The following is a 25,778-nucleotide window of genomic DNA, read 5'->3' as shown; positions in this document are numbered from 1 at the left end:
GGCTGTCGCGGAGAGGGCTAACGGGCCGCCTCTGCCGACTGCCGCTCCGAGTTGATCCTGAGGAGTCCTTCGACACCGCGCAGGAAGGTCTCGGACACCAACGTGGGGTCGGACAGGCACCCGGCCGCCATGGCGCCGTCCCGAAGCATGACGAAGTGGCGCGCCGCGGGATCCGCCGTTCCTTCGTGGACCTGCGCCATGAGCATGGTGATGGTGTCCAGGAACCATTGCCGGTGGGCCATGAGCTCTTGGTGCACGGGATGGTTCGTGTCGGGATACTCCGCTGCGGCGTTCAGGAACGCGCACCCACGGAACCCGGGGGACTGGATGTTCTGGGCGATGGAACCGGCGATGGCCAGGAGGGGATCGATCGGCGGCCGGTTGGCGGCGAGGGCCTCGTCGACCATGCCGCGCTCCAGCTGATGGACCTCGCGCAGGTAGGCCAGGATGAGGTCGTCCTTGCTGGGGAAGTGCCGGTAGAAGGTGGCCCGGGTCACCTTCGCCTCGGCGATGATCCGGTCGACGCCAACGGAGTGAATGCCCTCGGCGTAGAAGATCCTGGTCGCCGTGCGGAGAAGCCTGAGTCGTGCCTCGGAGGGCCGGGCCTCGGGTTCGTCGCGCGTCACCCAACCATCTTAGCGAATAGAACGTTCGGTCTGACCTGTACGCGCGGTATTGGCTTCGAGTTGGCCGCGCAGCGTGCGGACATCGGCCGACAGGTCATCTCGTGTCCGAGCCGGATGCCGGCCAAGCGTGCGACATCGACGTTCGACGATGCGTGTTGTTTCTCGATCCCGCTGACAGTGGCCTCGTCAGTGCTGGATTCTGGATGCTGCGACCTTCCGGAGCCGGGATTGCGGACTGTGCGCGGTGCCGGGAAATGCTCCGTCGACCGTCCTCGCCGGTCCGGTCCGCGTGCCACACGCAGCGGGCGGCGAGGCATCTCGAAAGGAATTCCCGATGAGCTCTGCTCCTGACATGTCTGGCCAGGAGGCAGGAATGCCGACAATTGTGCTGATCCACGGCGCATTCGCCGGATCGTCGAGTTGGAATGGGGTGATTGCCAACCTCAAGCGTCGGGGCTACCCGGTCGTTGCCGTCGCCAACCCGCTGCGCGGTGTGCAGAAGGACGCCGCTTACGTTCGGGCTCTTCTGGACAGCTTGCCCGGACCGGTCGTGCTGGCCGCCCATTCCTACGGCGGGCTGGTCATGACCGAGGCCGCGGATGGTGCTTCCAACGTCAAGGCCCTGGTGTACGTCGCCAGCGTGAGCCCGGACGTAGGCGAAAGTGTGGTCGGGTTGCTCGTCAAGTACCCCGGCAGTCAGCTCGCCTCCAGCATCACAATGGTGCCGGTCCCCTCCGACGACGGTGGCATGACCATGGATCAGTACATCCTGCAGGACAAGTTCCCGGAGGTGTTCGCCGCCGACGTTGACCCCGGCACCGCCGAAATCATGGCGGCAACGCAGCGGCCCTCCTCGGCGAGCGCCCAGGAGGAGGGCGTGACCAAGGCCGCCTGGAAGACGATCCCCTCCTGGACTCTGATCAGCACCCAGGATCGGGGAATTCCGCCAGACCTGCAGCGCTTCCTGGCCGAGAGGGCGGGGTCCACGACAGTTGAGGTCGCCGCCTCCCACGCTGTGGCAGTCTCGCAACCCGGCCCGGTCGCAGACCTCATCGACACCGCCGCCCGCGCCACCGCGCGCTAGGTGTGCTGTCCACAGGGTCGTCAGGGCCAACGAGGGAAGGGTGGTCGGCCAGGCTCGCGCGGCCGATCCGTCGCCGGCGGTGGCCCGAAGGCCACCGCCGCGCCCGGCGGCAACCTGGGAACGGCCGCCGCCGGTCCTGCCCGGCGTCAGAGTCGGGAGGTGAAGGTGGCCAGGAAGCGGTGTGGGGTGACCACGCCGGCGTTGTCGAAGCAGATGACGTCGACGTCGGCGTTGGTGGTGTACGACCAGGGTTGGGTGAGGTGGCAGTAGTTGCTGCCGGCGCCCTGCGCCACCACCTGGGCGTGCGTCTCCTTGAGGCCGACCTGCGGGAAGGTCGCCAGGTAGCGGCCGGCGGGCACCAGCGGCGCCACCGTGTTCGCGCCGACGCCGAGTACCGAGTTGTCGTTGGTCGGACCGCCGACGGCGGTACCGAGGTAGCCGAAGTACGACGGTGGGGCGAGGGAGCCGATCACCGGCCGCCGCCGGTGGTAGGACAGGGCGAAGTCGGTGTTGGTGAGCGCGCCGGCCTGGTCGTAGCAGAAGACGTAGACCTGCACGTCGCTGCCGACCGCGTTCCAGGAGTAGACCTTGCACCGGCGGGGACCGGCGTTCGGCTGCACGGCGGTGACCTGCACGTCGCCGGCGAGCACCCTGGCCAGCCCCACCCCGGGCAGCCGTACCAGGTACTGCCCGACGCCCAGCGGACCGACCGTGTTCACCACGCCCGTGGAGTTGTACGACTGCACCACCACGCCGCTGCCCCACTGCGTGTACGCGTGGGAGGTGCCGGCCGGCAGCACGCCCGAGCTGGTCGTCCAGAGCACTGTGAACGGAGTGTCCTCGCGCGTACCGCCCGGCTTGTGGCACTGCACGTCGACGATCTCGTCGGCGCCGGACTGGAACCAGCGAACCACCTCGCAGTAGTGCCCGGTCCGGTTCACCGGGGTCACGTGTGGCACACCCCGAGAGCTGGCACCCACCTGGGGGAAACGCACCTGGAACCGGCCAGGTGCGAGCTTGACGCCGTTGGCCCAGGCGGCCGGGAACGCGGTCTTCCAGCTACCCCACTGTCGGGTGGTGTCCAGCACGGTCCAGACCGGCACTGTGGGGTCTTTGACATACGCGAATCCCCAGCGGTCGGCGGTGGCCGCCGCGGCCGGTGCCGCTGGCGCGAGTGCGCCGGCGGCCAGGACGGCGGCCAGTGCTGCGGTGACGAACGATCGGAGACGCATCTGTTCCTCCATTCGACGGGACCATGGCGAGGAGGAGTGTGCAGGTAGTGATGCCATGGTCACAGTCGGCAACCCCGTGCGTCGGTGTCGGGTGTCCGCCACTCGCACCCGGGCTGCGCCGCGCGCCAATCGAGAATCTGCTGCGGAACTCGATGCCGAGGGCGTTGCGACGAACCCCGAAATGGGGACCGGTTGACCGGCTCAGCCAACCAGCCGGTCGACGACGGATGTCGAGGCGGTCGGGGTCCGGGTGCTGGTCGGCGTCGCGGTTTGCCGAGGTCAGCGCGACGAGGACGAACTCGCCGGCGGGAATGGTCGTTCCGCTGATCACGATGGGCTCGGTGGTGTAGCGGAGGGTGGCCATGTTGAACGGACCGTCGTAGCGCAGCAGCTCCTCCACCGCCTGCGGTGTGCGTGTGGGGTCGGCCCGCAGGTCGGCCAGCTGCTCAGGGTGGCGCAGCAGCGCGAGGACGCCGTTGCCGATCAGGTTGACGGTGGTCTCGTGGCCGGCGATCAGGAGCAGGAGCACCATGTCGAGCGCTTCCTGGTCGGAGAGCACGTCGCTGCCCTCCGCGGCCACGATCATCGAGAGCACATCCGGACCTGGGTGGCGCCGCGGTTCCGGCTTGCACGTCGAGCCCGGCGGACGGGCCGGCACCGCCCGGGCCAGTCATCGGCTCGGCGTACCAACCTCAGTGACGTCAACGGCCCTGGGCCTGGCCGCCTCATCGGCGTCGCCGGCGGTGAGCTGCCCATCTCCACGATCGTGCCGCGTTCGGTGTCCCGCAGGGCGGAGCCCAGGACCCCTGCCGGCGCCACCAGGGTGGCCGGGCCGAACCCATGATGACGCTCGTCGATGTTGCCAGAGTGCATCCAGACGTGTTGGAATGGCTCATATCGCCGCAGCACGGGGGCAACCGTGCTGGGAACGGCCAGCACGGGAGCAGCACAGTGCCGGCAGCGCGCCGCCTTGGCAGGCGCTCGTATGCCGCATCGCCGGGTCACCTCCATGACGACGGGCATCTTGCCGGGCAGGCATCCTCGCCCGCCGTACGTACCCCCTGGTACGTGTTTCCGACGGCCGACGCGGTCGACGTTCGACACGTCTGGGCGTCCGATTCGGTCTGCCAGCGCCCAGAACCGGCGACGAGGTGAGAAGCAGTCATGATTTCCCGAGAGAGTCTCGCGGGTTGGTACCGAAACCGTCTGGTGTGGGTGGCGGTGATCCTGCTGGCGGTGTCGGCTGGCGCGGTCGTACTTGTCAACCGGGGCGACCCGGAGACGGAGCCGGCGGATCTGCAGACGCAGATCATGGCCCGGATGCGCACCACACTGGAACAGGCGGACCCGGGGCAGCACAACCACGCCGGACACAATGCCCAGCAGGCTGCCACCGGGGATAAGCCAGCGGTGATCTGCGGGGTCCGCGTCTACGGCTACGAGCCGAGCGAGGTCACCGCGCTCGCCGACGTACGGACGGTCTATGGCTTCCACCTCTGCGGGGTCGCGGAGCAGGGGCGCCCCTGGGATGTGGCGGTCAAGTTGGCCGGCCCGGTGATCATGGACATGTCCTCCGAGCCGCCGGGCATCCAGGTGGTCGAGGCGACCGCCGAGGTCATGTTCACCGACCGGCTGCGGCAGATGTTCCCGGCCAAGTACGCGGAGCTGGCGCTCAAGGAGGCGCTTGCCGAGTCGGAGATGGCCGACCAGCGCCGCCGGTACGACGCAGCGGCCGGGCTCTGACCATGCCGGGCGGTCGTACCCGCACCCACCCGGCTGCCAGGTCCGAATCTGCGACCGGCCGCGACTTTCCCCCACCGGTCCTGCGGCAGGTGTGAACCGTCCGTGTACTGCGGTGGATGCGGTTAGCGCCGCGGACCTCGGTGCGCAGACCCGGCGTTGATCCGGTGTCGGGTCAGCAACCCGTGCCGCACCGTCCGGTGCGGGCCCCGGCCAGGTGGGTCGACCGAGCGGCCCCGTCCGGCTGCTGATCCGTTGCCGCCGGCAGGTTGGGGGATGGTTCCGGGGGAGCCGCGCTCGACGGCGATCCCGGGTCAGCTTGATCCACACTGACCAGAAATAGATGAGTATTGATATTTACGGTCATGGATGTAACAGTTGGTTTGGGAGCGTTCCCATTCTGATCTTTAGTACCGAAGAACGGAGGACGAACAGTGCGTCTACAAAAGTCCGATCAATCCAGCGGGCGGTCCAGGTCAACCGTCCGTCGGTCCCTCCAGGTGCTCGTCACGCTGTTCGCCATGGTTGCCGGCACGCTGTCCTGGGCCGGCGCGGCCCAGGCCCACGGCACTGTCATCAACCCGGCGAGTCGCGCCTACCAATGCTGGAAGGCCTGGGGCAACCAACACACGAACCCGGCAATGCAGCAACAGGACCCCATGTGCTATCGGGCGTTCCAGGCCAATCCCGACACCATGTGGAACTGGATGAGCCAGCTGCGCGACGGCCTCGGCGGCCAGATCCAGGCCCGTACCCCGGATGGGCAGCTGTGCAGCAACGCCCTTTCCAGGAACGACACGGTGAACCAGCCCGGGGCATGGAAGACGACCACCGTCAGCCGCAACTTCACCGTCCAGTTCTACGACCAGGCCAGCCACGGTGCTGACTACTTCCAGATCTACGTCACCAAGCAGGGATTCAACCCGAGCAGCCAGCGGCTCGGGTGGGGCAACCTTGACCTGATCACGACGACCGGGCGCTACGCGCCGACGCAGAACATCTCGTTCAACGTCTCGACCTCGGGACGCAGCGGAAACCACATCCTGTTCGTGGTCTGGAAGGCATCACACATGGACCAGACCTACATGTGGTGCAGCGACATCAACATCACCTGATCGGCAGGAACAGCAACCCCGACACTGCTCCGGCCCGGAACGGCAACGCTCCGGGCCGGAGTGGTGCGCGGCGTTACCGCTCGAGATGGAGGCTGCTGGCGATCCGGTCCACCGCCTGCTTCGCCTCGATCAGGCTCGTGCCGGTCTGCTTGCGGTACGCGCGAACAGCATGAATCATCCGGCCGTTCTCCAGGTGCCTGACGACTTCTGGTTCCACAGGCTCGGCAATGCCGAGGTGATCCATTATCAGATCGAGCTTGCGCTGGACGGCCGCGAGGTGGGTCGTCGAGCGGCGCCTCTCCTGGGACCAGGCCCCGACCGCAGCCCCCACCGACCCGATCGTGGCGATGACGAGCAATATTGCTTCCCACGAATCCATCAGCACATCCAATCACCGGTGCGCAACCGGGGGCACCACCGGCGCACCAGGAAGCAGCGGGCGTCCGTGGTGGTCACGGCGACCACAGCGCCATTGCCGACAGCGGCGCGTGCGGGCCGCGGCCAGTCCGTAACGGGGCTCGTTCTCTCGCTGTCGTCTTCGTGACATCGCGCCGGGCGATGGATCATCAGGGTCAGTTTCGTCGTGCCGTGCTCGAGTTGGGCATCCCGGACACGAGATCAGTAGGTTCACCAGGCACCTCCGCTTGTCGATCCGGTTGAGCGGGGGTCCGGGGAGCGCAACCGCTCTCGAGTCGTCCATGTGCCGGCCGGCACCGATGCCGAGATGGCGGAGGACCCCCGAACTCCGAGTTCGTCGGCGAGCGGTACGACCTCGGCGCCACGCTCGTGGCGCAGCTGCCCGGTTGGCTCGGGACGAACGAGGACGATGACGACCTGTCGCCCTTCCAGCAGCAGGTGGCCCGTGACCTGCCGCACCTGGACGCCGTCTGTGCTCTGGCCTACGAGCTCTGGCCGCCTGACGAAGGGCTCGCCAGCGCCTACCTCGGCGGGTATGCCGATGATGACGTGATCACGAGCTTTGCGGAGCAGACCCTCGCGGGACGCGAGAAGGCCGGCGAGATCGTCATCCCGGTGGCGAGATGGTATTCCCATGTGGAACAGGAGAAGCACCGGCTGGCGAGTGAGTGGTTGTCACTCGCCCGCTTCTCCCTGGCCGACGAGTTCGCCTGCGGAAGTTTCGTGATTCGCCACGACGACCTGGCTGCCGGTCGGCTGGACAAGGCGCTTCCCGTGACGACGTTCAGCGAGTAGCCCGGTGCGGCAGCCTGCCGCACCGGGCGCGATCATCAGCCTGGCCGCGGCTGAGCACCCGCGAGCAGAGGGCGGAGGGCGGGGCCCAGGAAGCCCCATGCCCTCCGCCAGCTCGTGCGTGTGTCTCAGCGTCTCCGGCACCCCCAACGCCCCGAAGCCTTCGGGGTCCGACACTCCGGCCGGGTGGTGGACGCGCACCCGGGGCGGCGTCGTACGGTGGGGCTGGTCAGCGGTTCGCCGCCCCGCCGCCAGCGGCTGGCTGGACGCGCTCGAACCGCACCTTGTTCAGCCAGCCCGGGAGGTCACTGAGCACGTACAGCTCGCCGTTCACATCGGCGCCGAACGCCGTCGGTTGGGTGGGGAAGGTGCCGATCTCGGCGGACTCGTAGCCACCCGTGGACTTGGGACGCACGGCGAACGCGCGGGTCGAGCAGTAGTCGCTCGCGATGTAGGTCCCCCGCGCCTCCGGGGTGACGGACCCCCGGTACACCAGGCCGCCGATGATGGAGCAGTTCTCCGTCATGTAGTGGTCGTATTCGACGATCGGGTCGGTAAGCCGCACGCCCGGTCGGCATTGCGTCTGGTCGAAGACCGGCGTGCCCTCTCGACAGGACCAGCCAAGGTTCGCGCCACGTTGCGACGGGCGGATGTGGTTGATCTCCTCGATCAGGCCCTGGCCGACATCGCCGATCCACAGCGAGTTGTCGGCCGGGTCGATGGAGAACTTCCACGGGTTGCGCAGCCCGTAGACCCAGATCTCCGGCCGCGCGCCCGGCGTGCGGACGAACGGGTTGTCGTAGGGCACGCAGTAGGGCTTGCCCCCGCAGGAGCGGTTGACGTCGATCCGCACAATCTTGCCGAGCAGGGTGCCCAGGTTCTGGCCGCTCTTGAACGGGTCGTTCGCGTTGCCACCGTCGCCGGTGGACCAGTAGAGGTAGCCGTCGCGACCGAACGCCACCTGTCCGCCGTTGTGGTTGCCGAACTCGGCGTGCTCCTGGGTGAGCAGCACCTGCACCCGGTCGGGAGCGCCGATGGGCACTCGCGCCAGGGTCAGCGTGCCGGCCGGCAGGCTCGTGTAGGCCACGTAGAGCATCCCGGTCCGCGCGAAGTTCGGCGCGGGTGTGATGCCGAGGAGGCCGCGCTCGTTGTCCGATGTGTCGATCCGGGCGGTCAGGTCGAGCACCGGCTCGGCTGCCAGGCCGGTGTCGGGGTGGTAGGCGCGGACGGTGCCGGCCTTCTCCGCGATCAGCATGCGGCCGTCTGGCAGCCCGGTGATCGCGATCGGACGCTGCAGACCGAAAGCCACCCGTTCGGATACCACGGTCAGCTCAGTGAGTGGCGCCGCGCGGGTCTGGGATGGGCCGGCCGCGGCGGTGCTGGCCACCGACGCCGGTGGCAACAGGAGCGCAGACAGGGCCAGAATGAGCAGCCCGGCCAGCGTGGTGGCCGGGCGACGACGAGGTCGCGACATGTTTAGCTCCTCGAGCAGGTGGGGGGTGGTGGACGCGATCTGGGAGCGTTTCCACCATACATTGGTGAACGTCGATCTCAAATCTGCGCCGTCGGCGACGACGGGGACGCCGTAGGTACCGCGTCACCCCCCAGGCGATCAACCGATTGGCGACGGGCAGGGCCGAGAACCAGGCACCGGACCTCTTGGCTGACGCTGGGAAATACCGTGCGGCACGGATCCCGCGATGTCCGTCGTGCGGTGGAAGCGCGTCCTGGCGGTCCCCGTCGTGGTCAGCTCAACGTGAACGTCACGTCGTCGACGTCGAAGGCTGTGGCGCCGTTGCCGGCCGTCTCGCTGGCGACGAAGCTGACAGTCGCGGTGCGCTCGGTAGTCGCAGTCCCAGTCGACATGGTGTATTGCCGCCACTGTGCTCCGCCGTCGAAGGCCAGCGAGAACCTCGTCTTCGGGGGTATCCCGGTGACCGCCAGCCCAACGTTCAGATAGTCGCCGCGGCTGGTCTCCGTGGTGGTGGTCCGGACCCAGAAGCGGACCGTCAGGTCGCAGTCGGCTGGCACCGTGGCGGTGGTGCGCAGCAGGTCGCCACGCGTCACGTCCAGTCCCGCGAAGGTGGCGTACGCGCGACCGGTGTGTGCGGGCCGGGTCGCGTCGCCGAACACGACGATGCGGGGGCCGGCGGTCCAGCCGGTGGTGCCGCGCTCGAAGCCCGGGTTCGGGTGGATCTGCCCGGCGCAGGGCGCATCCGCCGCTGGCCGTCCGTAGGACGCGCTGCCCGTGGTCAGGAGCAGCAGGGCCGCAACCGAGGCGGTGGTGACGACGGCCTTCATCAATCCTCCTCGTGTCGCATCCGTAACCATCAATGTAACCGACCATGCGTGATGAACCGTCGGTGCGTCAAGTCCGTCCCGGCGTCGGCTCTGCGCCTGCGGGCGGCTAGGGACCGGCCCGGCGTCCGGCTGCGCTACGGCGATGCTCACCGCCAGCCCGCGACCGGATGGAGCCCAAACTCCCCAACCCGGTCCGGGCACGGGAGAGGGACCTGGCAGTCGGGCATGCTGTGCGAATGCGACAGGTGACCGTACTCGGTAGTTCTGGTGCCTTTCCCGAGCCGGGCCGTGCCTGTAGCGGTTTCGCCGTGGACTGGGACGGCTACCGCTTGGTGCTCGACCTTGGCTACGCCACGCTGCCGCGGCTGCTCGCGCACTGGCCGGATGGTGCGGTTGACGCTGTCGTCATCACCCATGAACATCCCGATCACTGCATCGACCTGCACGGGCTGTTCCGGATGCGGCTCTACGGTGACGTCGGTGGATCACGCCTGCCGTTGTACTGCCCGCCCGGCGTGCTCGACCGGATCAGCGGCCTGGAGCCGGACGCCGACCTGGCCGCGGTCTTTGACCTGCATCCACTGCCCGGCACCTACCGGGTGGGCCCGTTCGACCTGACCGGACTGTCGCTCCCGCACCACGTGCCCAACGTGGGCGTCCGCCTAGAGGCTGACGGGACAGCCGTGGCCTACTCCGGGGACACCGGACCGACCTCGGTGCTTGCCGAACTCGGCCGTGACGCCGACCTGTTCATCGTCGAGGCCACCGACCGCGACGGCGAGACCAGCCAGCCCACCCGCAATCTGATGACCTCCACCGAGGCCGGTCACTGGGCTCGCCGGGCGGGAGCCCGCCGACTGCTGCTCACCCACTTCTGGCCAGGCAATGACCGGGCAGCCGCGGTCGCCGCCGCACAACTGGAGTTCGACGGTGCTGTGCTGGCGGCCGAGGAAGACCTCACCGTCATCCTCGGGACGGCGGGCCGCTGACCGCCCTCGTGCTGACGGGCACTGGTGTCTGTCGCGTCCCCGTGCCGGCGTGAGCAGCGGGGTGCGCCGGAGCCGACGGATTGACAACGGCGGGCCAGGGGCGCTGCGCGACGAGTGCGCTGCCACCGCGCCAGCGACGCGTCGTACCCGACCTTCTGGGCGGCCCGCTGCTGGCCCGCTGAGGTACTGTCATGCCAGTTCAGCGGGCCGGTGGCAGATCAACGGCGAGGGCGAAATGCCGCTGCCTGCGGCACCTCGGCCGCCTGACCAGAGGAGTCGGTGCCCAGATGACGGCAGGGCGATCACTGCCCACCCAGGACGACGTGCTCGGATACTTCGACACGCTGTCGAACTGGGGACGGTGGGGCGACGACGACGAGCGCGGGACGCTCAACCACATCACCGACGACGTCCGGCTGGCGGCGGCGCGGGCGGTGCGCCACGGCAGGAGCGTGTCGTGCGCGTGGGAGATTGCCGTACCGCAGGACATGGAACGGGCGACGACGACGTGCCCGTGCGCCGCCGACATGCCGGGTGCCGAGAACATGCCGGTGCCCGCCTTCCACGCCGACCGGCGGTGGGGTTTCTCGTCTGAGCGGCTCGGCATCACGTTCCACGGCAACACCCTCACCCACGTCGATTCGCCGTGCCACATCTTCTGGGACGGCGCGATGTACAACGGGCGGTCGCACTCGTTGGTCGACGCCGCGACGGGTTCGGCGTGGGCGGCCGTCACGGCGGCCGCGAACGGGATCATCACGCGGGGTGTCCTGCTGGACGTCGCGGGGGTCCGCGGTGTGCCGTGGTTGGAGCCGGGGGAGGGTGTGTTCCCCGACGATCTCGAGGAGGCCGAGCGCCGCCAGGGTGTGCGGGTGCGACCGGGCGACGCGGTGCTCCTGCGGACCGGCTTCGGCCGCTTCCGGCACGAGACCGGTGCGGCCATCGGTTTCACGCAGGCCGGCTGGCACGCGTCCTGCCTGCCGTGGCTGCAGGAACGGCAGGTCGCACTGATCGGCGCCGACACCCCCCAGGACGTTCAGCCGTCGGGGTACGGGGACGTGTTGATGCCGGTGCACGCCGTGAGCCTCGTCGCGATGGGTCTGTGGCTGCTCGACAACTGCGACCTGGAGGCGTGCGCGACGACGGCTGCCGAGCTCGACCAGTGGGACTTCCACCTGGCGGTCGCGCCGGTCCGATTCGCCGGTACGTCCGGCAGCCCGGTCAACCCGATCGCCACCTTCTGACGAAGTAGCGATGCCAGTCGATATTGCTGGATCGACTGCGGGTGTGCTGGAATGGCTCCCATCGCCGCAGCACGGGGGCAACCGTGCTGGAAACGGGCAGCACGGGAGCAGCGCGGTGCCAGCGTCGCGCCATTTCGGCGGACGCGCCGCATCGCCGGGCCATCTTCACGACGACGGGCAGGCGTCCGTCGTACGTGTCCAGGCCCCGTATTCCCACGACACCGAGACGCTCGCCCTTCGCCATGTCGACGCACCGAGATCGGCGACGAGGTGAGCAGTGATCGCGATGTCCGGGGAAGGTACTCCGGCCCTGCCCGCACGGGAGGGGCCCCACGTCATGGAGGATGACAATGCGCCGTTTCCTCGCGGTGTGCACCGCCGCCCTGATCCTCGGCACCACGGCCGGCAGCGTCCCGGCCGCCGCGTCCGGTGCCTCCCCGCGCTCCTGTACCCGTGGCCTGCTCTTCTGCGAAGACTTCGAGCGGTTGCCGCGCGGCGGGGCCAGCACGCTGGACTGGGGCGTCGACACGCGCAACGGCACGCTCACCGTCGAGCGTGCCCGCCACGGCAACCAGGTGCTGCACATCCACACTGTGGACAACGGGCGCGCCTTCCTGCGCGTCGACGATTTCGCCGCGCCGGGCAACCGCTTCTACGGCCGGATGCGACTGCGCGTCGATGCCTTCCCCACCGCCCCCGACTGGGCGCACTTCACCCTGGTGGAGGCGACCGGCACCGGCAGTCCGGAGGTCGTCCGTCCAGTCGGCGGTCAGTACGCGCCCACGGTCCCCGGAATCTTCTGGGGTGTGGGCGCCGACGGCGGCCCGACCGGCGACTGGACCAACTGGCGGGAGTCGGCCCCGGTCACGGAGGACACCTGGCAGTGCGTCGAGTGGAAACTCGACCCGACGGACAACCGCGTCGCGGTGTGGATCGACGGCGTGGCGAACCCGGAGCTGACCGCTTCCACGACCGAGCACGGCGGCAACGACGTGCCCTTCGTCCTGCCGACGGTGAACACCGTGAAGATCGGTTGGCAGCTCTACCAGGGCGGCACCACACCTGGCGAGTTCGACCTCTGGGTCGACGACATCGCTCTCTCCACCAGGAGGCTCGGCTGCTGAGCTGGTTCGCAGGTGTCACGGCGGCCCGCTACCCGGGCCGCCGTGACCGGCCCCGCCCGGCGGGCGACACCGGCCGGCGGCACGGACGGAAAGCGCTAGCCGGGTTTGACGGTGGCGAGTTGGACGAGCAGGTGTACCAGCCGACACGCCTCGGCGACATCAGCGGCGCGGAAGGCGACCGTCCGGGACCCTACGGGCCTCCGGCACCCACAGTCGACCTCACCACCGAGGCGTGGGTCTGTCGCAGCGTGTACGCGTAGGGCACCGCGGCCACCTCAGCGGCGAACCCGGTACGTGCGTCGAGGGTCGTCACCGTCAGCGACCCGGTGACCTGTTCTCCCACCGGTTCGTCCGCGCTGAAGATCACGGTGACCCGGCCGCTCTGTCCAGGCGCCAGCGTCAGCGGCGTGGATGGCTCGGTCGACCCTTCGACCACCCGCCGCCAGTAACTGCCGGTGGACGACGTGATGCGCCGGTCGAAGAGTCGAGTCAGGGCGGTCGCCGCGCAGTCCACCCGGGCCGGCGGCTGGGGTGCGCCACCGAACGGGCCGGCCCGGTTGGCGTTACAGATCCAGGTCGTGGCCGACACCTCAGCCGATGAGACGACCACCTCCGAGCGCCGGCCGGCGGTTCCGGCCAGGTCCGGGTCACCGACGTAGTAACCGTTCTCGCCGTACGGCTGCGTGTCCAGCACGTGCGGCACCGCCGAATCGGCCGACATCCGCAGCCGGGTCGTGCCGGTCGGAACCGCGAAGCGCGGGTAGACGTCGACGGCGGACACCGGTGTCTGATACGTGGCGGACGCCACCGGCCGCAGCGGCACCTCGCCCATGGCGTCCAGCCGGCCGTCCACGAGGTACGACGCCGGTGCCGTACCGGTGTTGGTGATGGTGAGGGTGGCCTCGGCCGGACGACCCGCCGGCAGCACGGCACCCGCCGGCACGCCGGTCGCGACCATCGACGGCGGGGCGAATCCGACCCGGCCGTGGAACGGCTGGCTGGTCCGGACAGTGGCGGTCGGAGCGGTGAGCACCAGCACCACTGTCCATCGACCTGGCTGCGGGGCACGCCGCACCAGGTCCAACCGGGGCGGTGCCGTGGTCCCCCCGGAGCGCGAGCTGCTTGCCGCGAGCGGCATCCCGGACGGGTCGACGAGCAAGCCCCAGACCTCCAGCCCCGGGTCGTCGCCGGCCCGCACCGACACGGCCAGCGCCGGCTTTCCGGCTGGTACGTCGAACTGGAAGCTGCGCCGCTGCCCGAGCAGCGCCCACCCGGCGAGGGCGCCGTTGCCGCCGGAGAAGGTGCCGCCGAAGCTGCCGCCCGAGGGACCGGTCGAAACCAGCGCCCGCAGTCCCAACGGAAGTGCCGCGTAAGCCGTCGCGCCGGCCACGACGGTCACGGCGGGCGACGAGTCGCCGGCCGTGGTCGGCAGGCGGACCGGCAACCAGGCGGTCCGCGTAGCGCCGGGCGGTACGACGACCGAGGGGCCGCTGCGCGCGGTCAGCCGCAGCGCGGTGACGTCGTACCGAACCGCACCCACCGGCGGTGACCCGTCGTCGCGGGTCCAGATCGCCACGGTCCAGCGGCCCGGCGGTGGCCGGGCCACCGTCACCCGCCCGTACCCCCCGTTGCCCAGCGGCAGTGAGTAACCGGCGAGCCGGCCGGCGGGATCGAAGACGCTCACCGCGACCGGCGCGGCATGCGACAGGGGGTCCCAGGCCACCGCGGTGTGGAGCTGGTCGGTCCCGCCGGGCACGGTGACCGGCACCCGGCGGGCGTTCGCCGGTACGCCGTCGGAGTCGACGAAGGCCGTGCCCGTCCCCGCGACCGGCGTCACCTGACCGGCGGCGAGGCTGCGGGCCGGCGCGGTGGACCGCAGGCCGACGGTGACGCGACGGGCGTGGCCGCTCGGATTGGTGAGGTGCACCGCTACCGGCGTGACCCGCCCCGCCGCGCCGGTGACGCTCGCCGTCGAGGTGGCGACCAGCAGCCCCGCCGCGTCCCGCGAGGCCAGCCGACCAGCGGACCCGGTAGGGGCGGCGGAGTCCGGGTGGTCGGTCAGGGCGGCGGCAAGCCGCACCGCGGCGAGGGTGTCCACCCGCCCGGCTCCCTGCTGGTCGGCCGGCTGCCGCAGGTCGGTCGCGGAACTCATGAGGATGCGTTTGACCTGCTCGGGGGTCGGTGTGCCGCCGGTGTGCCGGCGTACCGTCTGGATCACCAGCGCCGCCGCCCCGGCCACGAACGGCGCTGCCGCGCTGGTGCCGCCGAACAGGAAGAACGGGCTGGGGGTGCCGCCGTCGAAGAAGGAGACGCAGCTCTGGTAGCGCGCGGTGTCGGTCGAGCAGGCAGCCCACCCGGTGTCGCCGGGCGCCACGAGGTCGACGGTGCGGGGTTCCGCCTGTGCGGTGCCGCCGGAGCTCAACGCGGACACCGAGTCGGACCGGTGGCCGCCGTCGCCGAGCGGCGACCCGCCGTACCCGAGTTGGCCGTACGCACGCAGTTGGGTGCTCGCGCCGACGGCGATGACGTCCGGGTCGCTGGCCGGCGAACCCAAGGTTCCGTCCGGCCCGGCGTCCCCGGTGGCCACCACCACTGTCACTCCCGCCGCGACGGCCGCGTCGTTGGCCAGCCGCAGGGCGTTGGCCGCCGTGTCCGGGTAGCCGTAGCCCACCAACGACTCGTTCAGCACGTCGACGCGTTCGTGGAGCACCGCCCACTCGATGCCCTGCAGGACAACCGACGTGGGCGCCGCGACGTTGCTGAAGACCTTGGCGACGTGCACGGTGGCGGCCGGCGCGACGCCGAGGATCCGCATCGGGCACGGTCCGTCGGGGCGGTGCGCCGGATGCGCGTACCGCCCGGCGTCGTAGACGCCGACGCCCTGGGCCGCCACGACGCTGGCGTCGCCGAAGGATTCCAGGATGTACGAGGGGGCGTCGAGGCCGTCGCCGGTGAAGTCGGCGTAGCCGGCCACCACCGACCGCCCGTCGCGGACGAACTCGGCCGCCGCCGGATCGATCGCCCCGCCGAGCACGCCGACCCGCACCCCTGACCCGTCGGCCAGGTCGTGGGCGCCGGGCCCCTGGGCCGACCCGACAGTACGCGTCAACGCCAGCCCTTCCGGTTCGGTAAGCGGCTGTTGATCCGGCCCGGCGCAGGTGCGGGCACCCATCCCGGCCCCGCCGGCCGGTGACGCCGGCCGGTTCGGGGCGACCGGTTGGCGCAGTCGCAGCGGGGTGTCGGGCAGTACGGCTCGTACCCCGGGCCGGGTCGCCAGCTCCGCCGCGGCCCGCTCCGGCAGGGTCGTGGCGATGGCGTTCACCAGGCGGAGGGGCGCCACCCGGGTGGCGCCGATCCGGCGCAGGTCGGTGAGCATCGGTTGCTGGTCGGCGGTGATCCGGGCGGCCCGGTCGGCGAGCCGCCGCCCGGGAGTGGTGTCGTGCTGGTCGGCGAGAACGACGATGACGGCTCGGACCGGCCCGGCGGCGGTCGCCTGCGGTGGGGCCACGGCGGCGACCGGGCCGGTGGCCAGGGCCGGCGTCAGTAGGGCGGCCAGCAGTCGGTGCGGCGCGGTCAGTGGCACGGGAGGCGTCCTCACTTCGTGGTGACGGGCGTTGCGGTGGACGAGCCGGTCAGGCGGCGGTGCGCCGTTCGGTGACGAGGACCCAGCCGAAGGTGGCGAGTTGCAGGGCGACGAGCCCGAGGAAGCCGACGCCGTTCCAGAAGGCGAGCCCGTCGACCGGAGCGTCGAGTCCGTCGACGGCCAGCCGGACCATCGTCACCATGGCGGGCACCGTGAGGGCCAGCAGCGCCGCGGTCACGGCGAGCGAGCCCAGCAGGTACAACGGCGCGTACCAGCGGATGATCCGCAGTTCCCGGGCCGGCACACCGCCGAGGTCGTGCCCGGGGTCGCGGCCGGTCAGCCGCCGCACCTGGTTGGCCAGCCACCGCCGGGTGTCTCCCATCAGGTCGCCCAGCCGCAGCCAGTTGCCCAGCACGTAGTAGACGTCGGTGCGCATGAACACCAGAAACTGGTAGACCACCGACAGCGTGAGCGTGTAGACGACGCCGCGCACCAGCCGCTCGTGCACACCGGCGAGTTGCAGCACCAGGCAGGCCGACATGAGCAACAGGTCCCAGGTCAGCCCGGCCAGGTACGGGGCGTAACGGCGACGCCTGGGCACGGACCGGACAGCTGACATCTCGGTCTGCGCGACAAGGAACCACAGCCTTCGGCTGATGGAGAGCCGTCCGGTGACGCCCAACGCCCGCACGGTGGCCGCGTGCGCCAACTCGTGCAGCAGCACCAGCATCCAGGCCACCATCGCGACGACCAGGGCGTTGGCCAGCACCCCGTCCAGCAGGAACGCGTCGGCCGGGGTGGGCCGCAGCGTGGGAACGAACGCCAGCAGCAACGGTACGGTCAGCCAGCCGCCGACGTAGAGCGGCCGCATCGGCGGCGCGAGCAGCCAGGAGACCCGGTGCGGCGACAGGTTCGCCAGCACCGCCACTCCCCGGCGGGACACCTCGGCGCCGGTGCCGGCCCCGGTCGCCGGTGCAACGCCGTCGCCCGTCGCGGCGTCCACCCGCAGGAAGCCGCAGGACGCGATGCCGTCGAGGAAGTCGGCGAGGTCCGGCTCGGTGCCGTACCGGTCGGCGAACCGCCGGCGGACCTCGCCGAGCGGCAGTCCCTCGCCGAGCCACCGGACGAGGTCGACGCCCTCGGCCGGCAGCTCGACGAAGTCGCCGGTGTCGACCCGGCCGACCTCGCACACACCGTCCTCGCTCTCGCCGATGTGCAGCGGATGCAGCCGGACGACTGTGGTGTCGGCGAGCGTGCTTGTCACGTCGCGGACCCGGACCCGACAGTGGCCCGTTGGTCGCCGGGGCGGGGGACCCGGCCGTCCGGGCCGCAGGCGGCGCAGTCGTCGAGCAGTGTGCCCTCGGCGAACTGCGTCTCCATCCGGTGCACGTCGACGACGAGCTTCCGGCCGACGATTACCGGTTCCGCCATGCCGGTGAGGTGCTTGACGGCCTCCAGGGCGGCCAGGTTGCCGATCATCCCGGCCATCGGCGCGTTGCACGGGTTGATGGTCCGGTCGCCGATCACCCCGACCACATACTCGGCCATCGGCTTGTACTCCGGGTGGTTGGCCGCAGCGTCCTGCTCGACGCACTGGAAGCAGGCGGTCTGGTAGGGCACGTGCAGGAAGAGGCTGACCGTGAGCCCGTCGTTGGAACCGCGCATCCACGCGGTGCCCTCCCGCAGGGCCGCCTCGTTCAGCCACTGGTAGAGCGTGAGCCGAGGCCGGTCAGCGGCGCAGATCACCAGGTCTCGGCCGGTCATGCAGGCGCGGGCGGCCGCCACCCCGTCGACCCGCGCGTTGCGCGCGCTGATTCGCACGTGCGGGTTGATCTCGGTCAGCCGGCGGACGGCGGCGGTCACCTTGGGCTGCCCGACGTCGGCGTCGGTGTAGAGCACCTGGCGGTTGAGGTTCATCAGTTCCACGTCGTCGTCGTCGACGAGCAGGATGTCCCCGACCCCGATGGCGGCCAGGCTCATGGCCACGTAGGACCCGAGGCCGCCGATCCCGAGCACCGTGACCCGGGCGTCGCGCAGCCGTAGCTGGAAGTCGGCAGCGGTCAGCGGCGGCTTGTGGAAGTAGGAGAAGAACTCCAGGTTGCGCCGGTACCGCTCGCGCTCCGCCGCCGGCAGCCGGGCCGGCGGGGGTACGGCGGCGTCCTCCACGAAGCCCATGCCGATCAGCGCGTCGACGGAGTCGTCGACGTCGACGGCGGTGATGCCCGGATCGTGCTCCGCCATCGCGTCCGCCAGCTCGGGCCGGGTTCGCGTACCGTCCAGCAGGCTCAACAGGTGCCAGGTGTTGCCGCGCTCGTCGTCGACCATCTCCGAGGCGATGCCGTAGTCGCCACCGCCGATGCGGATGCGGCCGTCGCCCAGCGGGATGGGTGGAAACACGCTCTTGATACGGGGTCGCCTCATCCGTACTCGCTCCTTCGGTTCCTGGTGGGGTCGACCGTCGCTCCCGGTCGTCGTGGCGGTCCTGGCCACCGCCCGCCCGGGCGGTGGCCAGGACAGTCGGGTCAGCAGTCCGTGCAGGGGCTGCAAGCGCAGATGACAGTGGTCTCGATCTTCTCGAGACGACGGATCTGGATCTTCATGGCGACACCTCCCTCCCGGATTCGCACGGCTGGCCCGGCCGCGACCGGCGGTGGCCGCCGGTGCCCGGACCAGCACCTCGGTGAAGTGTGTGGCGAGCCGCCGGACCGTGGGTGGATCCCGGACGACTCCGGACGGCCACCACCGGTGCGCTCGGTGTCGCCTCGGCGGATCAAGGACAGATCCGGTGACGCTGCCGGACGGCGGGGGTCTAGTAGGAACAGAAACCCGAGATGAGACCGTCCAGGAGCCGCCGTGACCGAGTCGCTTTCGAGTGGAAGCGGGCTGGCGCCGCCGGATCCCGGACGGGCCGACTCCCTGGACGAGGTGGCCCATCGACTACGGACCCTGAAGGTCTGGGCCGGCGACCCGTCCTACGACACGATCAAGAATCGGATCAACGCGGCCTGGAAGGCCACCGGCCGACCCGGTGTGATTGCCAGGAGGACGACAGTCGCCGACTGTTTCAAGGGCGGCCGACGGCGGATCAACACGGATCTGGTGATCGCCGTTGTCGAAGCGCTGCATCCAGACGTCGGGTACGCGGCGCAGTGGCGGCAGGCGCTTCGAGTCGTCGGCGGGGAAGCCCGGGCCGCGTCGCAGGTGCGGGTCCAGGACAACCTGCCGCAGGACCTTGCCGACTTCGTCGGTCGTACCGCCGCGCTGAACCGGATCCGACGGGAACTACGCAGGGCCGACCTGGACGGTGGCCGGGTCGTGCTGGCGATCCAGGGCATGGCGGGCGTCGGCAAGACCCAACTCGCCGCCCACGCCGCGCATGCCGTGCACCGCAGGAAACCGTTCGACCGGATCCTGTTCGTCAACCTTCGCGGGTTCCACCCGGACCCCGGTCAACCGCCGGCCGACCCAGCCTCGGTCCTGGAGGGCTTCCTGCGCCTGCTCGGCGTTGCCGGCCAGCAGATCCCGTACGACCTGCCCGCCCGGGTCGCCGCCTACCGCCGCCTCCTGGTCGGCACCCGCACTCTGGTGGTGCTGGACAACGCCAGCGACGCCGAACAGGCCCGTCCGCTGCTGCCCGACGCTCCGGGCTGCCCGGTGTTGATCACCAGCCGGCGCGACCTCAGCGAGTTGCCGCACGCCACCCAGCTCACCGTGGACCTGTTCACACCGGACGAGTCGGCTGCCCTGCTCGCCGTGGGCGGGGCGCCGCTCCCCGGCGGCTCCGACCCGAACGCCGTGGCCCGGATCGCGCAGCGGTGCGGCCACCTCCCCCTGGCGCTCGGGCTGGTGAACGCTCACCTCCGAAGCACCACCGGCTGGACGTTGACCGACCATGCCGACAGGCTCGACGAACGTCACAGCCAGCAGCGCCTCGACCTCAGCGTGGAGCTCGCCTTCGATCTCTCCTACCGGGATCTGCCCACCGACCGGCGACGGCTGTTGCGCTTCGTGGCGGCACATCCCGGCGATGATTTCGACGCGCCGGCCGTCGCTGCCCTCACCGGCATCTCCGCGTCCGACGCGGAGGTTCACCTGCACCACCTGCACCGGGATCACCTGCTGAAACAGGCCACCCCTGGCCGGTACGCGCTGCACGACCTCATTCGCGCGTACGCCGCCAGCCGGTGCGGCGACGAAGACCCGCCACCCGAACGGCGGGCGGCGCTGACCCGGCTGTTCGACTACTACGTGGCCACCAGCGCCGCTGCCATGGACGTCCTGTATCCGGCCGGCTCGCGCCGCGAGGCGTCCTCCGGTGGTGTCACGGTGCCGACTCCGCTCGACTCGGACACCGCCCGCGGCTGGCTGGACACCGAACGCCCGGCGCTGGTCGCCGTCGCCGCGCACACCGCCGCCCACGGCTGGCACTCCCACAGCACCCGGCTGTCGGCCAGCCTGTTCCAGTACCTGCACGGGGGGTATCCCACCGACGCCCTGGCCATCCACGAGCACGCGCGCAGCGCCGCTCGCCGGGCCGGGGACGCCGCCGGGGAGGCCCACGCCTCGACCAGCCTCGGCGCCACGTACGCGCAGCTCGGCCGGTACGGGCCGGCCACCGAGCACCTCCAGCAGGGCCGGACCCTGTTCCGACGGATCGGCGACCACGTCGGCGAAGCCCGCGCGCTTGTCAACATCGGTGTCATCGAGTCGCAGCTCGGCCGCAACCGGCCCGCCGCCACCAGCTACGGCCGGGCCCTGGCCCTGTTCCGACAGGCCGGCCACCAGGCCGGGGAGGCACACGCGTTGAACAATCTCGGTGAGGTCGAGGCGCAACTGGGTCAGTACGCGCTGGCCGCCCGGCACGCGCAACGATCCCTGATCCTGTTCCAGCGGCTCGGCGGTCGTACCGGCGAGGCCTGGACGCTGAACACCCTCGGCGACATCGAGATACGGCTGGGTCGGCACCGGGCCGCAGTGGTCCACCTGGAGCGGGCCCTGGCGATGTACCGGCAACTCGGCAATCACACGGGTGAGGCCTGGACGCTGAACAGCCTCGGCACGCTGCACACCCGTCTCGGCCAGGTCAGCCGCCACCACCAGCGGTCGCTTGACATCTTTCGCGAGACCGGCGAACGGTACGGGGAGGCCAGCGCGCTCAACGGAATCGCCGAGGCCCTTCGCGTCACGGGCGACGTCGATGCCGCCCTCGCCCACCACAGCGCGGCACACGCGATCGCTGTCGAGATCGGCGCGTACCACGAGCACGCCCGCACCCATGCCGGACTCGGTCACGCCCACCGCGCTCTCGGGGCCCCCACCTCCGCCCGTGACCACTTCCGCCGGGCGCTCACCCTCTACACCGACCTCGACATGCCCGAGGCCGAACAGATCCGCGCCCAGCTCACCACCCTCGACGGCAACGGCGGCGGGCACGGGAGCCCGGACCCGGCGGCACACCTCCTGGTGAGCACCCTGAGCTGTCGTTGACGACCGCGGCGCTACTCGGGTACGCGGTCGTGCCGCGGACCGAGCCGGCTGATGTCGTACCCGTCGGGGTAGCTCTTCGTGGTGATCCCGTCGGCGAACAACGCCGTCGTCCGGGGCGCGCCGAACCACCGCTGCCACCGCGCGCGTGTCCTCAGCGCCGCGTGCAGGCCGGCCCGGACCGGCCACCCCGGCTCGGCGACCCCTGTGGCGCGCCGCAGGGGCGCGTCGTAGATGGCGCTGACCAGCGCGTTTCCCAGCGGTGCGAGCATCGGTGGAATCCGGGTGAGCATCAGCATCCGGGTGGCCCGCTCGATGGCCGCCGCGTCGTCGTTTGGTTGCAGGTGAGCCGCGTCGTGGGCGTCGAACCAGGTCGCGAACTCGTCGTACGACTCGGGGATGTCAGTGATGCCCATCCGCCGGCCCAGTTCCCGGTAGAACAGGTACGTGGCCTGCCGTTCGTGGCAGCAGGGCGGGCGCCAACCGTACTGTCGCAACCACCGCGTCGGGATCACCACGAGGCAACCCAGCACGTAGCGGAAGTCGTCGTTGCTGATGTCGAACGGACGGTGGATCTGATTGACGCGCCGCAACGCGTCCCGGCCACGCGGCTGCTCGAATCCGTTGAGGACCATCTCGTACATCAACAGGCCGGTGTCGTCGATCCGCTTCTGGGTGCGTTCGGTCAGCTCACCGGTGGCCGTGTGGACGGCGGCGATGGCGGGAACGGAAAAGGACCGGTTGAAGGCCAGGTTGAGCCCGAGTTTCATGTCCCACGGAAACTCGTACCGCAGCATGGTCTGGTAGATGTCCAGGTAGTCGCGCTCCGGGTCCAGACTGCGGGTCCGGGTCAGGTTCGCGTAGCGGCCTCTCATTGGCGGGCGTCTCCAGCGGTGAGCTTCCGGCTCGTGGCGAGCGTCTGCGCCACCACCGGCGAGCGGGCGTAGGCGTCGGTGACGAGCGTCAGCCACGCCACCTCGCCAGCGTAGCCATCGTCCGGGCGGTGCAACTCGTCGGCGGGCTGCGGGGTGGCGGCCACGAGACCGGCGGCGTGCCGGCGCAGCGCGCAGGCCAGGTGTGCGGCCTCGACAGCTGCCTGCCGGTCCTGGGTGGTCAGTCCGGCCTGCTCGGCGAACTGCTCGGCCAGCGCCGTCACACTGACGTCGCTGTACGGGCGCAGCGCCAGGCGGCCGTCGCGGATCTCGGCCACCCGACGGGTCAGCGCGTAGTCGATGTCGCGCGCCGCCGTGAGGGGTCGGCGCAGGGCGCTGTCGAGTTCCAGCTCGGGCAGGGCCGCGATGAGGTCCCGCCAGAGCGGTTCGAGCCGCCGGTAGGAGTGGAAGTCCTCCCACCGTCGCGTGATCCGCAGGGTGGGCCCCCACGCCGGCATGGTGAGGCCGATCGTGATGAGCAGCGCGCCGATGGTCACCAGCACCGCGGCGATCTGCCGCTCACCGGTGGGTTGGTAGCCGGCCCAGTAGGCGACGAGATACCCGATCTTGTTGGCGCTGTAGAGCAGCGCGAAGGCCGCGCCGACCGCTGTGATGCGCAGGCCACGGCGCAGCCAGGGCCGACCGCAGATCTTCGCGAAGCTCCAGCACAGCCGGGTGATGTCGAAGCAGTAGGCGAAGAAGCCGAGCAGCAGGAAGATCAGCAGGTAGGCGGTCACGACGGGGTCGGTCGCGTACTCGACAGTCAGCAGCACCGGCTCGTCGTAGCTGAGGGTGTAGGCGAAGAGACCGGCCATGACGAGGAACGCGAGCCAGGTGACCCACACCCAGACGCGGGCGCGGGCGGCGGCCTTCGCCGGGGGAAGCGCGAAGTGCAGGAGCATGATCTCGGCATTCGCCGAGATGGTCAGCGCGCAGCCGTGAGAGATGACCTTGGCCAGGTTCGGGAGGTCGGACGCCTGGTCGATCGCGGTCGCGATCGGCGGAATGGCGGCGGTGATCCCGGCGGCGAACGCCCCGAGGCCCACACAGATCGCACGGCGGGCCCGGCTCGGGTGCCGGCGCTGAAGTCGCACCATGTATCCGACGGCGATCCAGCCGGCTACGGCGCACACGCTGTACAGGACGGTATCCATCGCTCCGCTACCAGTGGGGGTGCTCGAGTGAGTGCCGCAGCCGGCCGTACAGCTCGGCGTCCTGACCGTCCAGTGGCTCGTCGTCCATGTCGCCGCGCTCGCCACGGAGCCGCCGGAGGAGCAGCGAGCCGATCATCTCGGCTTCGCGCTCCTCGGTCGCGGCGTAGTTGCTGCGGCCGAGGCTGCGTTGGACCAGCTGCGGGTCGAGGTCCGGCAGCAGCAGTCGGGACGCATCTGCGTCCAGTACTTCGGTCGCCTGGTGGCCGGCGAGCAGGTGACCCAGCTCGTGGCCGATGATCAGCTGTTGATGCAGCGGCGAGGTGTCCTGCTCGAAGAAGATGGCGTCGAAGTCACCGGTCGGCACGCACATCCCGCACACCGTCTGCGCCGGCAGCTTGATCGGCACCAGGTGGATGGGCCGGCCGCGGCGTTCGCCGAGGGCGTCGCAGAGCGTCTGGATGTCGAACGGCTCCGGCACCTCGAGCTCGGCCACGATCCGCTCGCAGCGCTTGCGTAATCGGTACAACCTCACGTCAGCGTTCCCCTGCTCGTCGACGTACTCCCACCGGAGGATGTGCACGGCTATCTGCGATCGCCGGTCGCGGAACTGGTGGCGCCCGCGCCCTCGGCCACGGCCCGCAGGCGGACCACCATCTGCTCGATGAGCTGGGTGTCGGTCGCGGAGAGTCCGTTGTCGGCGAGCACCTGGCGCAGCGCCACCTGCTTGACGTCCATCCGACGCAGCTCATTGAGCAGGGTGATCTGGTCCTGTATCCGCCGTGCCGCCGCGTCGTCGACGAAGTAGCCCGAGTTCACGCCGAAGGCAGCGGCGAGGGCACGGACGTGTGAGGTGCGGGGATCACGTGCCACACCGCGGCGCAACTCTCCGATGTAGGCGGCGCTGATCGTGACACCTGTCTCGGCCGCCGCTTCGTTGATCTTGTCAGCGATCTCCCGGTTGGTGTACTTGCGGCCGGGCTCGTCGGAGTCGCCAAGCTCATCCCGGGTGGGGCGGATCTCGTCGAACAGGTATTCGAGCCTCGCGGCCAGCGTGTCGAGAGGCGGCAACTCCTGCTCTGTGTGCCGATCGTCGGCCATGATTCTTCACCCTCCAGGCACCGAAACGACAGTGTCGCAGATGGATGCCGCAACGAAACAGATGTTGACACATGCACGGAACGTGAGCGTATGCTCGCTTCTGTTTGGAGCAACGCGCGTTGAGCGGTCAGCCAATCTGCTCAACGCCCGTTGCGTGGCGGATGGGATCGAGGTTCGCCAGCCGAACGGGGAGGCGCCGTGGGAGGGGTCAGCTCCGCAAGGAGCACGACGGGGGGACTCCTCCTGCAGCACTGCTGTCGCGGCGCGCCGGTGGCGGACGGGGGGCGTACGTCACCGGCACCCGCATCCCGGGACGGCACATCACGAGGGGAACGAACCTGATGCTGACGGCGCACCAACCGCACGGCACGAACTATGCCGAGGCGGCACGAGAGATCACCGCTCGGCTCGCACAGGATCTCGATGACACAGTCGCCGCCGACGCCATCCAGCTGGCGATCGAGGCGTGGAAGAGCCTGGCCGGCACCGACTTCGCCTGGGACCGCTTCGGCCTGGAGTTGCTCAACGTCCGGGCGAGGCTCTACTCGGATCACGACGACGTGGTCGTGGACACCGGGACACCGGTCCGCGACGACGCGGAGACCCGCCTCGCCGTGACGTCGCTGCTGGAGCAACTCGCCAGATACCACGATCGTCGGGCCGCCGACGACCGCGACGACCTGAGCCGACGGCTCAACCATGGTGCCGGCGCCCGACAGTTGCGCCGCGCGGTCGCCGCCCTTGCCTGACCGGAACGACCACGGCGAGGGGGTGGCCTGCCACCTCATCCTGCCGCCGTGGAATCAGATCCACGTCCACTGGCGGATCGCGGTCCGGCCGACTGGCCCCAGCCACGGCGTCCC

Annotated in this window: 21 protein-coding genes and 1 pseudogene; 9 read left to right on the top strand and 13 right to left on the bottom strand. The window is 70.3% G+C overall.

What is annotated here, in order from left to right:
- Window positions 1-17 precede the first annotated feature (17 nt).
- Window positions 18-626 carry a helix-turn-helix domain-containing protein gene (locus ABZU25_RS06795; protein ID WP_355028357.1) on the bottom strand — a complete coding sequence of 203 codons (609 nt, stop codon included), beginning with the start codon at window positions 624-626 and terminating at the stop codon, window positions 18-20.
- Window positions 627-999: 373 nt separating this feature from the next.
- On the opposite strand from ABZU25_RS06795, the gene ABZU25_RS06790 reads away from it, so the two are divergent.
- Window positions 1,000-1,710: an alpha/beta hydrolase gene (locus ABZU25_RS06790; protein ID WP_355028356.1), complete on the top strand. Its 711-nt coding sequence runs from the start codon at window positions 1,000-1,002 to the stop codon at window positions 1,708-1,710.
- 146 nt (window positions 1,711-1,856) lie between these two features.
- On the opposite strand, the gene ABZU25_RS06785 is transcribed toward ABZU25_RS06790, so the two are convergent.
- The gene (locus ABZU25_RS06785) at window positions 1,857-2,942 is read right to left on the bottom strand and encodes a hypothetical protein (protein ID WP_355028355.1); all 1,086 of its coding nucleotides are present in this window, start codon (window positions 2,940-2,942) and stop codon (window positions 1,857-1,859) included.
- A gap of 232 nt (window positions 2,943-3,174) precedes the next feature.
- Window positions 3,175-3,528, bottom strand: a pseudogene (locus tag ABZU25_RS06780) (cytochrome P450); the annotation flags it as partial.
- A gap of 578 nt (window positions 3,529-4,106) precedes the next feature.
- Between ABZU25_RS06780 and ABZU25_RS06775 the strand changes: the two are divergent.
- Window positions 4,107-4,685 (top strand): hypothetical protein, encoded by a 579-nt coding sequence (locus ABZU25_RS06775; RefSeq protein ID WP_355028354.1) that lies wholly within the window; start codon window positions 4,107-4,109, stop codon window positions 4,683-4,685.
- A gap of 497 nt (window positions 4,686-5,182) precedes the next feature.
- On the top strand, window positions 5,183-5,797 hold the full coding sequence (locus tag ABZU25_RS06770; RefSeq protein WP_355028353.1) for a lytic polysaccharide monooxygenase: 615 nt from the start codon (window positions 5,183-5,185) through the stop codon (window positions 5,795-5,797).
- A 73-nt stretch (window positions 5,798-5,870) separates the two neighbouring features.
- Here the strand turns inward: ABZU25_RS06770 and ABZU25_RS06765 are convergent, their stop codons facing one another.
- Window positions 5,871-6,176, bottom strand: coding sequence for a hypothetical protein (locus ABZU25_RS06765; RefSeq protein WP_355028352.1), 306 nt, complete (start codon window positions 6,174-6,176; stop codon window positions 5,871-5,873).
- A 407-nt stretch (window positions 6,177-6,583) separates the two neighbouring features.
- Between ABZU25_RS06765 and ABZU25_RS06760 the strand changes: the two genes are divergently transcribed.
- The gene (locus ABZU25_RS06760; RefSeq protein ID WP_355028351.1) at window positions 6,584-7,009 is read left to right on the top strand and encodes a hypothetical protein; all 426 of its coding nucleotides are present in this window, start codon (window positions 6,584-6,586) and stop codon (window positions 7,007-7,009) included.
- Between the two features lie 226 nt (window positions 7,010-7,235).
- Here ABZU25_RS06760 and ABZU25_RS06755 read toward each other — a convergent pair whose 3' ends face one another.
- The gene (locus tag ABZU25_RS06755) at window positions 7,236-8,480 is read right to left on the bottom strand and encodes a PQQ-dependent sugar dehydrogenase (RefSeq protein ID WP_355028350.1); all 1,245 of its coding nucleotides are present in this window, start codon (window positions 8,478-8,480) and stop codon (window positions 7,236-7,238) included.
- A 272-nt stretch (window positions 8,481-8,752) separates the two neighbouring features.
- The gene (locus ABZU25_RS06750) at window positions 8,753-9,307 is read right to left on the bottom strand and encodes a hypothetical protein (RefSeq protein ID WP_355028349.1); all 555 of its coding nucleotides are present in this window, start codon (window positions 9,305-9,307) and stop codon (window positions 8,753-8,755) included.
- 236 nt (window positions 9,308-9,543) lie between these two features.
- Between ABZU25_RS06750 and ABZU25_RS06745 the strand changes: the two genes are divergently transcribed.
- The 3 genes from ABZU25_RS06745 to ABZU25_RS06735 all read left to right on the top strand — a co-directional run bounded on the left by ABZU25_RS06745 (window position 9,544) and on the right by ABZU25_RS06735 (window position 12,664).
- Entirely contained in the window at window positions 9,544-10,296 is a 753-nt protein-coding gene (locus ABZU25_RS06745; protein WP_355028348.1) for an MBL fold metallo-hydrolase, read from the top strand.
- 287 nt (window positions 10,297-10,583) lie between these two features.
- Window positions 10,584-11,540, top strand: coding sequence for a cyclase family protein (locus ABZU25_RS06740; RefSeq protein WP_355028347.1), 957 nt, complete (start codon window positions 10,584-10,586; stop codon window positions 11,538-11,540).
- A 350-nt stretch (window positions 11,541-11,890) separates the two neighbouring features.
- On the top strand, window positions 11,891-12,664 hold the full coding sequence (locus ABZU25_RS06735; RefSeq protein ID WP_355028346.1) for a hypothetical protein: 774 nt from the start codon (window positions 11,891-11,893) through the stop codon (window positions 12,662-12,664).
- Window positions 12,665-12,854: 190 nt separating this feature from the next.
- On the opposite strand, the gene ABZU25_RS06730 is transcribed toward ABZU25_RS06735, so the two are convergent.
- The 3 genes from ABZU25_RS06730 to ABZU25_RS06720 are packed head-to-tail and all read right to left on the bottom strand — an operon-like array spanning window position 12,855 to window position 18,668.
- Complete coding sequence (locus ABZU25_RS06730; RefSeq protein WP_355028345.1) at window positions 12,855-16,247, bottom strand: S8 family serine peptidase; 3,393 nt, start codon at window positions 16,245-16,247, stop codon at window positions 12,855-12,857.
- 49 nt (window positions 16,248-16,296) lie between these two features.
- Window positions 16,297-17,511, bottom strand: a complete 1,215-nt coding sequence (locus ABZU25_RS06725; RefSeq protein WP_355028344.1) for a hypothetical protein — start codon at window positions 17,509-17,511, stop codon at window positions 16,297-16,299.
- Entirely contained in the window at window positions 17,508-18,668 is a 1,161-nt protein-coding gene (locus ABZU25_RS06720) for a ThiF family adenylyltransferase (protein WP_355028343.1), read from the bottom strand. The genes ABZU25_RS06725 and ABZU25_RS06720 overlap by 4 nt, the downstream gene beginning before the upstream one ends.
- A gap of 432 nt (window positions 18,669-19,100) precedes the next feature.
- Here ABZU25_RS06720 and ABZU25_RS06715 point away from each other — a divergent pair, with 432 nt between their 5' ends.
- Window positions 19,101-21,734, top strand: coding sequence for a tetratricopeptide repeat protein (locus tag ABZU25_RS06715; protein ID WP_355028342.1), 2,634 nt, complete (start codon window positions 19,101-19,103; stop codon window positions 21,732-21,734).
- A gap of 11 nt (window positions 21,735-21,745) precedes the next feature.
- On the opposite strand, the gene ABZU25_RS06710 is transcribed toward ABZU25_RS06715, so the two are convergent.
- The 4 genes from ABZU25_RS06710 to ABZU25_RS06695 form a co-directional block, all read right to left on the bottom strand.
- Window positions 21,746-22,606: an oxygenase MpaB family protein gene (locus ABZU25_RS06710; RefSeq protein ID WP_355028341.1), complete on the bottom strand. Its 861-nt coding sequence runs from the start codon at window positions 22,604-22,606 to the stop codon at window positions 21,746-21,748.
- On the bottom strand, window positions 22,603-23,817 hold the full coding sequence (locus tag ABZU25_RS06705; RefSeq protein ID WP_355028340.1) for an MAB_1171c family putative transporter: 1,215 nt from the start codon (window positions 23,815-23,817) through the stop codon (window positions 22,603-22,605). The genes ABZU25_RS06710 and ABZU25_RS06705 overlap by 4 nt, the downstream gene beginning before the upstream one ends.
- Window positions 23,818-23,824: 7 nt before the next feature.
- A complete protein-coding gene (locus tag ABZU25_RS06700) occupies window positions 23,825-24,310 on the bottom strand; it encodes a hypothetical protein (protein WP_355028339.1) in 486 nt (161 codons plus the stop codon).
- Window positions 24,311-24,399: 89 nt separating this feature from the next.
- Entirely contained in the window at window positions 24,400-24,915 is a 516-nt protein-coding gene (locus tag ABZU25_RS06695; RefSeq protein ID WP_355028338.1) for a hypothetical protein, read from the bottom strand.
- A 341-nt stretch (window positions 24,916-25,256) separates the two neighbouring features.
- On the opposite strand from ABZU25_RS06695, the gene ABZU25_RS06690 reads away from it, so the two are divergent.
- Complete coding sequence (locus tag ABZU25_RS06690; protein ID WP_355028337.1) at window positions 25,257-25,664, top strand: hypothetical protein; 408 nt, start codon at window positions 25,257-25,259, stop codon at window positions 25,662-25,664.
- Window positions 25,665-25,778: the final 114 nt, after the last annotated feature.

The organism is Micromonospora sp. NPDC005215 (genome assembly GCF_040607915.1).
In the GTDB taxonomy this organism is placed as follows: Bacteria; Actinomycetota; Actinomycetes; order Mycobacteriales; family Micromonosporaceae; genus Micromonospora.
Note: the sequence above shows the minus strand (reverse complement) of the source record. Positions and strands in the feature narration are given on the sequence as shown.

Excerpts from the sequence above, each read along its gene's own strand:
- ABZU25_RS06790 (WP_355028356.1), top strand. The coding sequence starts at position 1,000 with ATGCCGACAATTGTGCTGATCCACGGCGCATTCGCCGGATCGTCGAGT.
- ABZU25_RS06785 (WP_355028355.1), bottom strand. The coding sequence starts at position 2,942 with ATGCGTCTCCGATCGTTCGTCACCGCAGCACTGGCCGCCGTCCTGGCC.
- ABZU25_RS06775 (WP_355028354.1), top strand. The coding sequence starts at position 4,107 with ATGATTTCCCGAGAGAGTCTCGCGGGTTGGTACCGAAACCGTCTGGTG.
- ABZU25_RS06765 (WP_355028352.1), bottom strand. The coding sequence starts at position 6,176 with ATGGATTCGTGGGAAGCAATATTGCTCGTCATCGCCACGATCGGGTCG.
- ABZU25_RS06755 (WP_355028350.1), bottom strand. The coding sequence starts at position 8,480 with ATGTCGCGACCTCGTCGTCGCCCGGCCACCACGCTGGCCGGGCTGCTC.
- ABZU25_RS06750 (WP_355028349.1), bottom strand. The coding sequence starts at position 9,307 with ATGAAGGCCGTCGTCACCACCGCCTCGGTTGCGGCCCTGCTGCTCCTG.
- ABZU25_RS06745 (WP_355028348.1), top strand. The coding sequence starts at position 9,544 with ATGCGACAGGTGACCGTACTCGGTAGTTCTGGTGCCTTTCCCGAGCCG.
- ABZU25_RS06740 (WP_355028347.1), top strand. The coding sequence starts at position 10,584 with ATGACGGCAGGGCGATCACTGCCCACCCAGGACGACGTGCTCGGATAC.
- ABZU25_RS06735 (WP_355028346.1), top strand. The coding sequence starts at position 11,891 with ATGCGCCGTTTCCTCGCGGTGTGCACCGCCGCCCTGATCCTCGGCACC.
- ABZU25_RS06720 (WP_355028343.1), bottom strand. The coding sequence starts at position 18,668 with ATGAGGCGACCCCGTATCAAGAGCGTGTTTCCACCCATCCCGCTGGGC.
- ABZU25_RS06710 (WP_355028341.1), bottom strand. The coding sequence starts at position 22,606 with ATGAGAGGCCGCTACGCGAACCTGACCCGGACCCGCAGTCTGGACCCG.
- ABZU25_RS06705 (WP_355028340.1), bottom strand. The coding sequence starts at position 23,817 with ATGGATACCGTCCTGTACAGCGTGTGCGCCGTAGCCGGCTGGATCGCC.
- ABZU25_RS06695 (WP_355028338.1), bottom strand. The coding sequence starts at position 24,915 with ATGGCCGACGATCGGCACACAGAGCAGGAGTTGCCGCCTCTCGACACG.
- ABZU25_RS06690 (WP_355028337.1), top strand. The coding sequence starts at position 25,257 with ATGCTGACGGCGCACCAACCGCACGGCACGAACTATGCCGAGGCGGCA.